Source organism: Mycolicibacterium iranicum (assembly GCF_014190915.1).
Taxonomy (GTDB): Bacteria; Actinomycetota; Actinomycetes; order Mycobacteriales; family Mycobacteriaceae; genus Mycobacterium; species Mycobacterium iranicum_B.
In genome coordinates this window covers 397185-409168 of record NZ_JACHVU010000001.1, presented here as the reverse complement: position 1 = coordinate 409168, position 11984 = coordinate 397185, and the positions used below count along the sequence as shown (strand labels likewise).

10 protein-coding genes are annotated in these 11984 nt (G+C 69.2%); 3 read left to right on the top strand and 7 right to left on the bottom strand.

The window, feature by feature from the left end; all coding sequences use genetic code 11:
• Positions 1-182: 182 nt before the first annotated feature.
• From FHR72_RS01870 to FHR72_RS01855, 4 genes are read right to left on the bottom strand one after another with little or no spacing between them, the layout of a single operon-like run.
• Positions 183-983: a tyrosine-protein phosphatase gene (locus tag FHR72_RS01870; protein ID WP_183466197.1), complete on the bottom strand. Its 801-nt coding sequence runs from the start codon at positions 981-983 to the stop codon at positions 183-185.
• A complete protein-coding gene (locus tag FHR72_RS01865; RefSeq protein ID WP_183466196.1) occupies positions 983-2236 on the bottom strand; it encodes an acyl-CoA dehydrogenase family protein in 1254 nt (417 codons plus the stop codon). Before FHR72_RS01865 ends, FHR72_RS01870 begins: the two co-directional genes overlap by 1 nt.
• A gap of 48 nt (positions 2237-2284) precedes the next feature.
• On the bottom strand, positions 2285-3643 hold the full coding sequence (locus tag FHR72_RS01860; RefSeq protein ID WP_183466195.1) for a cytochrome P450: 1359 nt from the start codon (positions 3641-3643) through the stop codon (positions 2285-2287).
• Positions 3640-4308, bottom strand: coding sequence for a phosphodiesterase (locus FHR72_RS01855; RefSeq protein ID WP_183466194.1), 669 nt, complete (start codon positions 4306-4308; stop codon positions 3640-3642). Before FHR72_RS01855 ends, FHR72_RS01860 begins: the two co-directional genes overlap by 4 nt.
• A 136-nt stretch (positions 4309-4444) precedes the next feature.
• Here FHR72_RS01855 and FHR72_RS01850 point away from each other — a divergent pair, with 136 nt between their 5' ends.
• Positions 4445-5953 (top strand): FAD-dependent oxidoreductase, encoded by a 1509-nt coding sequence (locus FHR72_RS01850; RefSeq protein ID WP_183466193.1) that lies wholly within the window; start codon positions 4445-4447, stop codon positions 5951-5953.
• A 4-nt stretch (positions 5954-5957) separates the two neighbouring features.
• On the opposite strand, the gene FHR72_RS01845 is transcribed toward FHR72_RS01850, so the two are convergent.
• Positions 5958-6935 carry a helix-turn-helix transcriptional regulator gene (locus FHR72_RS01845; protein ID WP_183466192.1) on the bottom strand — a complete coding sequence of 326 codons (978 nt, stop codon included), beginning with the start codon at positions 6933-6935 and terminating at the stop codon, positions 5958-5960.
• A 204-nt stretch (positions 6936-7139) separates the two neighbouring features.
• Between FHR72_RS01845 and FHR72_RS01840 the strand changes: the two genes are divergently transcribed.
• Both FHR72_RS01840 and FHR72_RS01835 read left to right on the top strand, forming a co-directional pair.
• Complete coding sequence (locus tag FHR72_RS01840) at positions 7140-7784, top strand: response regulator transcription factor (protein WP_183466191.1); 645 nt, start codon at positions 7140-7142, stop codon at positions 7782-7784.
• 1 nt (position 7785) lies between these two features.
• Entirely contained in the window at positions 7786-8988 is a 1203-nt protein-coding gene (locus FHR72_RS01835) for a sensor histidine kinase (RefSeq protein WP_183466190.1), read from the top strand.
• Here the strand turns inward: FHR72_RS01835 and pntB are convergent.
• Together pntB and FHR72_RS01825 are read right to left on the bottom strand one after the other, a co-directional pair.
• Entirely contained in the window at positions 8985-10424 is a 1440-nt protein-coding gene (gene pntB, locus FHR72_RS01830; protein ID WP_183466189.1) for a Re/Si-specific NAD(P)(+) transhydrogenase subunit beta, read from the bottom strand. The two genes, FHR72_RS01835 and pntB, sit on opposite strands and share 4 nt — an antisense overlap.
• 4 nt (positions 10425-10428) lie before the next feature.
• The gene (locus FHR72_RS01825) at positions 10429-11964 is read right to left on the bottom strand and encodes a Re/Si-specific NAD(P)(+) transhydrogenase subunit alpha (protein WP_183466188.1); all 1536 of its coding nucleotides are present in this window, start codon (positions 11962-11964) and stop codon (positions 10429-10431) included.
• Positions 11965-11984 lie beyond the last annotated feature (20 nt).

Genomic DNA, 11984 nt, shown 5'->3' with positions numbered 1-11984 from the left:
CAGCGCCCGCGTCAATAGTGAGACTGTTTACTACGAAAGCATCCGAAGGTATGACATCTGACCTGTGCGACTGGGCGACAGACGTCCATCAACGCCTGACCACTGCTTGCGACAAACAATGGCACAAGAAAGTTGCTGACTATTGACACGAGATGTTGCGCCGCGCCGGCGTCGACGACGGCTCAGCCGTTGAGGGCCTTGCGCAGCCTCGCGACGTCGTCGTCGGTGACTCCGGCCGCCGTCAGGTACCCGTTGAGCGAGCCGAATTCGGAATCGATTGTCCGCCGGGCGATGTCGAGATACTGCTCTCGCACGCCGAGCACCGCGTCGGTGAGGCGCGCCTCCGCCAGCTCCATGATCTCGGGTGCCTCGGCGGCGCGCGCACGCACCGATTCCAGAATGCTCTCGCGCAGCTGTGGCACCGCCACGTTGCTGCGCAGGTAGTCCGACATGACGGCATCGCGCTCCACGCCGGCCGCTTCCAGCACGACGGCGACCGTGAATCCGGTGCGGTCCTTGCCGGCGAAGCAGTGGGCCAGCACCGCGCGGTCTGTGCCGAGCAGTGTGATGACGGTCTTCACCGCGCGTTGCGCCAGGGGAGCCGCCGCGATGCGCCCGTACTCCTCGGACATGTACCGCGCCGCGGCCTCGGCGACGGGTTCATCGTCGGGCTTGTCGGTCATCATCCGTTGGAACGCGTGCTCGTGCGGCGATTCGCCGTCGGACGCCATCGTCTCCACGAACGGCAGGTGGTGGATCTCGACGCCGGCGGGAACCAGGCCGGGACCGTGCCGCTCCAGCTCGCGGGCCGTGCGCAGATCCGCGACGTCGGTGACGCCGTACCCGGTCAGCGCTTCCCGGCCGCGGTCATCGAGCTTGGACAGCTCGCTGGCCCGGTACAGACGCCCGGGGGCGATACCGGTCTCCTCGGAGACGTCGCGAAAGTTCCAGGCCCCTGACAGTTCGCCGCCGGAGGACGGCACTAGTGGGCCACCGCCGCCGTGCCTGATTGGCGGCTCGCCGCCGTCGCCAGCGCGGACTTCTCTCTGCCCAACTCCGCCCTCGCGATCGTGCGCATGTGCACCTCGTCGGGCCCGTCGAACAGCCGCATCGCACGGTGCCAGCTGTACAGCCGGGCCAGCGGGAAGTCGTCGCTCACGCCCGCACCGCCGTGCACCTGGATCGCGCGGTCGATCACATCGCAGGCGACCTGCGGCGCCACGGCCTTGATCTGGCTGACGAGCACGTGCGCTTCTTTGTTGCCCTTCTGGTCGATCGTCCACGCCGCCTTCTCGCAGAGAAGGCGCGTCTGGTCGATCTCGTTGCGCGACTTGGCAATAGCTTCACGAACCACGCCCTGCTCGGCGAGCGGCTTGCCGAACGCCACCCGCTTCTGCACCCGGTCCACCATCAACGCCAGCGCGCGCTCGGCGGCGCCCAGGGCCCGCATGCAGTGGTGGATGCGGCCCGGGCCGAGACGGGCCTGAGCGATCGCGAAGCCCGACCCCTCCTCGTCGAGCAGGTTCGACGACGGCACCCGCACGTTGTCGAACGTGATCTCGCAGTGCCCGTGCTGGTCCTGCCATCCGAACACCGGCAGCGACCGCTCGATGGAAACACCGGGGGTGTCGGTGGGCACCAGAATCATCGACTGCTGCCGGTGGCTGGGGCCGTCGGGATTCGTACGGCCCATCACGATCAGGATCTTGCAGCGCGGGTCGGCCGCACCGGTGATCCACCACTTACGACCGTTGATGACGTAGTCGTCCCCGTCGCGCAGCATCGTGGTCTCGATGTTGCGGGCGTCGCTGGACGCGACGGCGGGTTCGGTCATCGCGAAGGCGCTGCGGATCTCGCCGTCCAGCAGCGGCTTGAGCCACTGCTCACTCTGCTCCTCGGTCGCGAACAGGTGCAGCGTCTCCATGTTGCCGGTGTCCGGTGCGGCGCAGTTGGTGACCTCGGGCGCGATCTCCATGCTCCAGCCGGTGATCTCGGCCAGCGGGGCGTACTCGATATTGGACAGCCCGGACACCGACGGCAGGAACAGGTTCCACAGCCCGCGCTCCTTGGCCTGCTTCTTCAGCTCCTCCACCACCGGCGGCACCGTGTGGTCACGGGGGCCTGCCTCAAGCCGGTAGGCGTGATACGACTCCTCGGCGGGGAACACCAACTCGGTCATGAAGTCCGTCAACCGCGCGTGGTAATCGGCAGCCTTGGCTGACATCGAGAAGTCCATGACCGCCACGATATGACACGTGTAAAGAACGGCTTTTCGCGGAGGTCGTCAGGACGACGCGGCGCGCTGCGGCGCCCTCGTGGCAGAGACGCCGAACGACAACGCGAACTGGTTGAGCGTCGCGGGCATCGGCTGGTCTGGACTGAGCGGCCCGCCCTTGTCCAGGGACAGGTCCACCCGCGACAGCACCCCGGCCAGCAGCGAGCTGGTGACGAAGAGGACGAGGTCGCGCCCGGGGCAGACGGCCGGCCCGGCGCTGAACGGCACGAGCTGCGGGTGTTGCTTGGCCCGCCCGTCCAGCCAGATCGCCGGGGTGAACTCGTCGGCGAACGGCAGCAGCTCAGGGTCTCGGTGGAAGGCCGGCAGCGGGATCAGGACGGTCCCCGGCGGCGACACGGACACCTCCCGGTCGGTGCCCTCGTGCCAGGTGGTCTCCGCGGCGAGTTCGCGCAGGATCGCCGGCGTGGTCGGCCACAGGCGCACCGACTCCAGCACGCAGGCACGCAGGTACGGCCGGACCCGCACCAGGTCGGGGTCTTCGATCTCGGCGCGTGCGAGCGCATCCGGGTGGCTGCTCAGCAGCGCGGCGGCGCGTAGCGCGGCCATGCCTGCGGCGTCGAAGGCGAAAAGCCAGTGCGGGACCTGACCGATCGGATCGACCCCGCCGGACGTGTGGACCGCGGCCAGCGCGCCCAACAGGCTGGTCGGGTCCGGCTCCTCGGCGTAGTGATAGAGCTGGGCGAAGAAGCGGGCGCGCCGACGAGCATGCTGCGGACTGAGGAACGACCAGTTCGCCGCAGTGCGCAGCCGCCACAGGTCGTCGGTGACGGACTCGTCGTCGCGGGCGCGGGCGCCGAGGACGAGACGTCGCGCCACCCGCCACCACGCGGTGATGAATTGCGCCGAGTCGAAGCCCCCGGACCGGGACGCCTCGGCCAGGAAGCGGGCCACCTCGTCGTTCACGATGTCCTGGAATGCGGCGGCAAGGCCGTGCAGTTCGGCGCCGGTGTCGAGGGCGCCCTCGTTGACGAGGCGGCGCCGCTGCCGGATGTCACCGCGAGAGATCAGCACCGCATTGGGCTGGAACTGCTGCAGCGCGTGCCGCTTCTCCCAGCTCGCCGGGTCGAACGGGTACGGCGAGTTCTCCAGAATGTCCGAGACGTCAGCGGGGTCCAGCGGCACCACGACCCGCCGGCCCGGGATGTCCAGCACGACCGGCCCGCAGCCGAAGCGCTGCCGCAGTTCGGCCAGGCGACGGACCCCACGCGCGTCGGCGTCCATCCGATCGAGGAGGCCGACCACACGCCGGCGTCGCGCGATGACCCCGGCAGCCAGGGACGGCAACCCGAAATCGGCGAGTGCCGCAAGGGCACTGGTGCCGGTGAGCCGGGGCGCCGGAGCCGTCATTCTGCGCCGCGGCCTTCTCGGCTGCGGCGGTACGCGGACTGTCGGAAGGAGGTAAGCCACGAGGGCAGCAGGCGGACCTCGGTGCCGCTGCGTTGCGTCGGGTCGAACGGCTGGTCGCAGCCGGGGTCGTCCTCGCACAGTTCGCGGTCGAAGGTCAGGGTGGCCAGCTCCTGGAACGAGCCGCCGCCGTAGGCCTGTTCGACGCTGAACTCGAGTCCGCCCTGGGTGATGTGCTCACGGACGGTGTCCAGGGACAGGCCGTCCTCGCCGACCGGGGTCAGCAGCCGCGCCCGTACCCAGTACACGCCACCGCGGTAGCCGAGTGGCATCAGCGTCGAGTACTGCGCCGATGGCCACGACCCGACCGGTCGCAGAACGACGCGGGCCGCCGACGACACCGTCAGCACGTCCCACGGTTCGGAGCCGTCGGCGTCACGGTTCATCCGCCAGGCCAGGCCGGCGAAGTCCGGTACCCCACCGGGCGTGCCCGCACCCTTGGAGATCCGTCCGATCACGTCGCCGGACACGACGGGCAGGCCTTGGCCGGCCGGGGCCACCCGGGTGATCGTGCCGGCGCACAGCACGCCCGTCGGATGGAAGAGGCGCTTGTCGCGCAGGGCTGCGCCGGCCCGGACGGGCAGTGTGGTCAAGTCTGAAATGCTCACCCTGTCTGACTGCCCGGTGCGGACGGGATGAAACAGGCAGTCGGCCGATTGCCGGCTGCGCCGGCCGTCACGGCCCCGTCGCCGGGGCGCGCCCGGACGGCGTTTGGACCGTTCGGGGCAGGGTAACCGGCGCCGCATGGCGTCTCTGTGGACTGATGGACGGACCGAAACCGCTTCCCGCCCAGAGGACGTGGCCCAGGTACGCAGCGCGGACGTCGTCGTGGTCGGTGGCGGGATCACCGGTCTGACCACGGCGCTGCAGCTGTCCCGTGCGGGCAAGAAAGTGGTGGTGGTCGAAGCCCGCCATATCGGCGCCTGCGCGTCTGGCAACACCACCGGCAAGGTGAGCGTGCTGCAGGGCAGCAAGCTGTCGAACATCGCCTCCAAGCACGGCACCGACGTGCTGCGCGCCTACGTCACCGGTAACAGCGAGGGACGCGACTGGCTGATCCGGTACTGCGACGACCACGGGTTGAACGTGCAGCGCGAAGACGACCACGCCTACGTGCAGAACGAGAAGAGCCTCGGTTCCGCCCGCAAGATCCTGGCGGCGTGCCGGGAGGCGGAGCTGGACGCACAGTGGGTCGACGAGGCCGACGTGCCGTTCCCGTTCGCCGGTGGGGTCCGGCTGCGTGACCAGGCGCAGATCGACCCGATGCCGTACCTGAGCAGTGTGGTCACCGAGTTCGAGCGCCACGGCGGCACCCTGCTGCAGGGCGTGCGCGCGACGTCGGTGTCGGGGATCGGGCCCGTCACCGTGAAGCTGCGGCTGACGGCCGACGATCAGGGCACCCGCGACGAGGAGTTCGCCGTCACCGCCCAGCAGTGCGTGCTGGCGACCGGCGTCCCGATCCTCGACCGCGGGCTGTTCTTCGCCCGGCTCGAGGCGATGCGCTCCTACTGCATGGCCTACGACGTGCCTGGCGAGATCACGAGATCGATGTACATCGCGGTCGATTCGCCGTCCCGGTCGGTGCGCTACGCGCCGACCGCCGACGGCGACAAACTGATCGTCGGCGGTGCGGGGCACCCCGTCGGACGGTCCGATCATCCGAAGAACGCGGTCGACGAACTCCACCGCTGGGCGACCCTGCACTACCCGGGCGCGCAGCGGACCCACTACTGGTCGGCGCAGGACTACCACCCGGTCGACGAGCTGCCCTACGTCGGCCCGCTGCTGCCGAAGCTCGACAACCTCCTGGTGGCAACAGGATTCGACAAATGGGGAATGACGAACGGGGTCGCCGCCGCCCTGGCCCTCTCGGCGCGCATCCTGGGCGGACGGATGGACTGGGCCAAGGCCTTCGGCAGCTGGAGCCCGCACGAACTGAGCGGGATCCCCTCGGCGCTGCAACAGAACTTCGAGGTCGGCCTCAATCTGGCCAAGGGCTGGGTCACTCCGATCACCGCGCCGTCGGCCACGCCCGAGGAGGGGCAGGGCGTTGTCAGCGGTCCGCCCTGGAACCTGCGGGCCACCAGCGTCGTCGATGGCACCGAACGCACCATCTCCCCGGTCTGCCCGCACCTCGGCGGCATCGTCAACTGGAACGACTCCGACCAGGCGTGGGAATGTCCGCTGCATGGTTCGCGGTTCGCCCCCGACGGTGCGCTGCTCGAAGGTCCGGCCACCCGCGGTCTGCGGTAGCGGTTCAGCCCCGAAGGGTGTCGGAAGGGTTGCAGCCGTAGGTCTTCCGATACAGCGAGGCGAACCGGCCGGTGTGCCCGAAGCCCCAGCGGGAGGCGACCAGCTGGATCGTGGTGCTTCCGGGGTCCGACTGCATCAGCTCGTGATGGGCATGGTCCATGCGGACCCGCCGCAGATACTCCATCGGCGTCATGCCCGCATGTCGGCGGAACATGTACTGCAGCGCGCGTGGGGTCACGTGAATACTCGCCGCGATGTCGGCCAGGGCGATGTCGCTGTCGGCGTTGCTCTCGATGAAGGCGATCGCGCGGCGCAGCAGCGGCGGTTTGGCATCCACCCGGTCCCGCGCGGTGGTCTCGACCGCCGCGTTGGTGGGCAGCGTGTTGATCACGACGGCCGCCAGCATCGACTCGGTGGTGGAGGCCACCAGCCGGCTCGGTGTGCCGCCCTCGCTGTGGACGATGGTGCGCACATATTCGATCGCATGGTCGAGCTGCCGCTCGGCCTGTGCGTTCACCGCGCGGTGCCCGACGAGCCGCACGCCTCCCGACTGGCCTTCCGCCGGGGCGGCGACCCGGTCCAGCAAAGCGGTGTCGAACATCGTCAGGTCGTAGTTGGCCTGGCACACCCGGCCGGAGTACGGCATCTCGGGATGGGACAGCAGCGTGACGTCCCCTGGTTCGAAGACGTCCTGGCCTTCGCCGACGAAGTTTTCCTCGATCCGGCCGTCGTGCACCCGGCACAGACAGACCCGCCCGAGGGGAGCCGCGTCGTAGGACATGTGGAAATCGAGCTCGAGCTCGTCGAAGCTGATCGATCCGAGCCAGCGCCGGTCGACGCGCGCGGACGGGCTTTCACCCTCGCCCGCGGCGATGGTCATCTTGGTGTAGGCCCTGACAAGGAAGTCCTCGGTGGCACCCAGATCAGTGCTGTCGAAATGGAGATTGTCGCCCGCCGGAGAGGGCGTCGGAAGAGAGTGCATGTTGCTACCCCGCTGTTTGCGGTGGTCTACGAAGGCAACGTCTTAACCCTCAGTTCTCCTCGACCATACCCAATCGGGTGCTTTCTGACGGAATCGACACCAGCGAACCCGTGGTCGCCGGCTGTCGGACACGGATGATCAGGCCCTGCGGATCGTCGGCTGCGCCCCCTGCTGCTGTGGGAAGCTGACGGGCATGGCGGGGCGATGAGCGGCGGCGAGAGGGTGCGGGTGGTGGTCGGCGACGACCACCCGATGTTCCGCGACGGGGTCGTGCGCGCCCTGCAGTCCAGCGGCTCGATCGACGTCGTCGCCGAGGCCGACGACGGCACCGAGGCCCTCGCGGCGATCCGCGAGCACCGCCCCCGGGTCGCGCTGCTGGACTACCGGATGCCCGGCCTGGACGGCGCCGAGGTGGCCGCCGCGGTGCACCGCGAGGAGCTGCCGACCAGGGTGCTGCTCATCTCGGCGCACGACGAGTCCGCAATCGTCTACCGCGCGCTGCAGGACGGCGCCGCCGGGTTCCTGCCGAAGGAGTCGACGCGCAGCGAGCTGATCAACGCGGTGCTGGACTGCGCGAAGGGCCGCGACATCGTGGCGCCGAGCCTGGCGGCCGGTCTGGCCGGTGAGATCCGTAGGCGCGCCGAGCCCGAGGGTCCGGTGCTGAGCCCGCGGGAGCGGGAGGTCCTCGCCATGATCGCGGCCGGCAGCTCCATCCCGTCGATGGCCAAGGAGTTGTTCCTGGCCCCGTCGACGGTCAAGACGCACGTCCAGCGGCTCTACGAGAAGCTCGGGGTCAGCGATCGCGCCGCGGCCGTCGCCGAGGCGATGCGCCGCAAGCTCCTGGACTGACGTGGCCGGGCTGCGTCAGCGTCTCGGCACCACTCGGGACTTCCTCGCCAGCGAGCCGGTACGGGTGTCGGCAGTGCTGCGGCTGCCGCTGATCGCGTTGATCGGTGCGCTGGTGTGGATCTGGGAGGTGGACCACTGGCTGCCGGGGCTGTACGCGGTGATCCTGGGCAGCTATGCCGTCGCCGCGGTGGTGTGGCTGGTGGCGGTCTCGCGGGGGCCGGTGCCGCGCTGGGCGGATTGGGCGTCCTCGGCGGTGGACCTGTCGGTGATCGCCGCACTGTGCCTGGTTTCCGGAGGCGCCACCGCGGCCCTGCTGCCGGTGTTCTTCCTGCTCCCCATCTCGGTCGCGTTCCAGGACCGACCCGAACTGACGGCCATCATCGGCACCATCACGGCCGTCGCCTATCTGTCGGTCTGGGTCTTCTACTCCAAACGCGATGACACGGTGGGCCTGCCGAACATGGTGTATACCCATTTCGGCTTCCTGGTCTGGATGGCCGTGGCCACCACCGCGCTGAGCGTCGTGCTCACCCGCCGGGCGGTGCGGGTGCGGGCCCTGCAGAAGGTTCGTCTCCAATTGGTCTCCGAGGCAATGCAATCCGACGAGCGCCACAGTCGTGAGGTCGCCGAGCATCTGCACGACGGGCCTCTGCAGACGCTGCTCGCCGCCCGCCTCGAGCTCGACGAGGCCCGGGAACGCCACCCCGACCCGGCGCTGGACATGGTCTATGCGGCCCTGCAGGAGACCGCGGCGGGCCTGCGCTCCACCGTCACCGAGTTGCACCCGCAGGTGCTCGCGCAACTCGGTCTGACCGCCGGGGTGCGAGAGTTGCTGCGCCAGTTCCAGACTCGGTACGACCACGACATCACGGCCGATCTCGACGAGGTCGGCAAGCCCGAGTCCCAGGTCCTGCTGTACCGCGCCGCCCGCGAGTTGCTCACCAATATCGCCAAGCACGCCGGCGCGACGGCCGTGCACGTCGAACTGACGAGGCGCGGGGACCGCGTCGTGCTGACGATCTCCGACGACGGCAAGGGATTCGCCCCCGCGGTCGTCGGCGAATCCCTGGAACGCGGGCACATCGGTCTGGGGTCGCTGCTGGCGCGGTTCGACGCCATGGGCGGCTCGATGCGCATCACATCCGACCCCGGATCCGGCACGCAGGTGACGGCGACGTCGCCGCCGGAACCCGGGTCCGGCTAGGCGTTCTCGGTGACCGACAGTGCGGCGTTGATCGCGTCGACGCGGTCCTTGGCGTCGCCGAACAGCATCTGGGTGTTCTCCCGGAAGAACAACGGGTTCTGCACCCCGGCGTAGCCGGAGGCCATCGACCGCTTGAACACGATGACGTTGTCGGCGTTCCATACCGTCAGCACCGGCATGCCGGCGATCGGGCTGCCCGGATCCTCGGACGCGGCCGGGTTGACGGTGTCGTTGGCGCCGATGACGAGCACCACGGAGGTGCCGTCGAAGTCGTCGTTGATCTCGTCCATCTCGAGCACGATGTCGTAGGGCACCTTCGCCTCGGCCAGCAGCACGTTCATGTGCCCGGGCAGGCGTCCGGCGACCGGGTGGATGCCGAAGCGGACGTCGACGCCGCGCTCGCGCAGCTTGCGGGTCAGGTCGGCGACGCCGTACTGGGCCTGTGCGACCGCCATCCCGTATCCCGGTGTGATGATGACCGAAGACGCCGAGGCCAGCAGTTCGGCGGCGCCGTCGGCGGTGATCTCGCGGTGCTCGCCGTAGTCCTTGTCCTCGGCCGGGCCGGCCTCGATCCCGAAGCCGCCCGCGATCACCGAGATGAACGACCGGTTCATGGCCTTGCACATGATGTAGGACAGGTAGGCACCCGACGAGCCGACCAGCGCGCCGGTGATGATCAGCAGATCGTTGCCGAGCAGGAAGCCCGACGCCGCCGCGGCCCAGCCGGAGTAGCTGTTGAGCATCGAGACCACGACGGGCATGTCGCCGCCGCCGATGGAGGCCACCAGATGCCAGCCGAGTAGCAGCGCCAGCACGGTGACGACGATGAGCAGCCACAGCTGCGGGTCGATCGTGAACCAGACCGTGAACGCGGCGAAGAGCACCAGCGCGCCCACGTTGAGTAGGTTCTTGCCGGGCAGCATCATCGGCGCGGACTTCATCTTCGCCGACAGCTTCAGGTTCGCCACGATCGATCCGGTGAACGTGACCGCACCGATGAAGACGCCGATGACGACCTCGGCCGAGTGGATGCCGAGCATGCCTTCGCCGGCCAGCTGCGCCGCTTCGGCACCACCCGGGTCGCCTTCGACGTGCAGGTAGCCGTTCCAGCCGACCAGCACGGCGGCCAGGCCCACGAACGAGTGCAGCAGCGCGATCAGCTCGGGCATGCCCGTCATCTCGACGATCTTGGCGCGCCACAACCCGATCGCGGCGCCGATGATCATCGCCACGGCCAGCAGGGCCAGACCCAGTGGTTCGATGTGGCGGGCCAGCGCCAGCGCGATGGTCGCCACGAGTGCGACCGCCATGCCGGCGATCCCGAAATTGTTTCCCGCCCTTGATGTCTCGTGCTTGGACAGGCCCGCCAGCGCCAGGATGAAGAGCAGCGCCGCGACGACGTAGGCAGCGGTGGCCGCTGTCTCCAGTGTGAACATGGTTCTAGCTCCTCGAGAACATGGCCAGCATGCGGCGGGTCACCGCGAAGCCGCCGAAGATGTTGATGCTGGCGAGCAGGATCGCCAGGAAGGCCAGTGCGGTCACTGCGACATCCCCGTGGCCGATCTGCAGCAGCGCGCCGACCACGATGATTCCGGAGATCGCATTGGTGACCGACATCAGCGGGGTGTGCAGCGCGTGGTGCACGTTGCCGATCACGTAGTAGCCGATGACGATCGCGAGCGCGAAGACCGTCAGGTGCACCTGCAGCGCCGACGGGGAGAGCGCGATCAGTGCGAACAGCACCGCAGCGGCGGCGAACGTGACGCCGAGCCGGCGCCCCATGGACATGGGCGCCTTGACCGGCTTGGCCTCGACCGGGGCCGCGGCGGGGGTGGTGGCCGGCGCCGCCGACACCTGCACCGGCGGAGGCGGCCAGGTCACCTCGCCGTCGCGCACCACGGTGACCGAGCGCTGGACGACGTCGTCCCAGTCGAGGGTCAGCTGACCGTCCTTCTCGGGCGTCAGCAGCTTCAGCAGATTGACCAGGTTGGTCCCGTACAGCTGCGAGGCCTGTGCGGGCAGGCGCCCCGCCAGGTCGGTGTAGCCGATGATGGTCACGCCGTTGGCCGTTACGACGGCCTCGTCCTTGACGGTGCCTTCGACGTTGCCGCCGTTGGCCGCGGCCATGTCGACGATCACGCTGCCCGGCTTCATCGAGGCCACCATGTCGGCGGTGATGATGCGCGGTGCAGGCCGTCCGGGGATCAGCGCCGTGGTGATGATGATGTCGACGTCTTCGGACTGCTCGGCGTACAGCTGCGCCTCGCGGGCCTTGTAGTCGTCGCCCATCTCCTTGGCGTAGCCGGTGGCCGACACCTCCGCGGCGGCCGGGTCGACGGCGAGGTACTCACCGCCGAGCGATTTGACCTGGTCGGCCACCTCGGGCCGCGGGTCGGTGGCCCGCACGATCGCGCCCAGGCTGCCCGCGGCGCCGATGGCCGCGAGCCCTGCGACACCGGCCCCGACGACGAGCACTTTGGCCGGCGGCACCTTGCCGGCGGCCGTGACCTGACCGGTGAAGAACCGGCCGAACCGGTGGGCCGCCTCGACGACGGCGCGGTAGCCGGCGATGTTGGCCATCGACGACAGCACGTCCAGGGACTGGGCCCGGGAGATCCGCGGCACCGCATCCATCGCCAGCACGGTGATCGGGCGGGTGGCGAGCTGCTCGACCAGTTCCGGCTTGAGCCCGGGGGAGATCAGGCTGATCAGCGTGGCACCGTCACGCAGGCTCGCGATCTCCGCCTCGCTGGGTGCGTTGACTTTGAGCACCACATCCGAGGACAGCACCTGCTCGGTGGTGCCGACGGTCGCGCCCGCGTCTGCGAAGGCCTCGTCGGAGAAACTCGACGCAGCGCCCGCCCCGGATTCGACGACGACGTCATAGCCGAGCTTGAGAAGCTGTCCGACGGTCTGCGGGGTCGCCGCGACCCGCGTCTCCCCAGGTAGTGACTCTCTCGGTATCCCGATGATCATCGATGTCGATCCGATCTAGG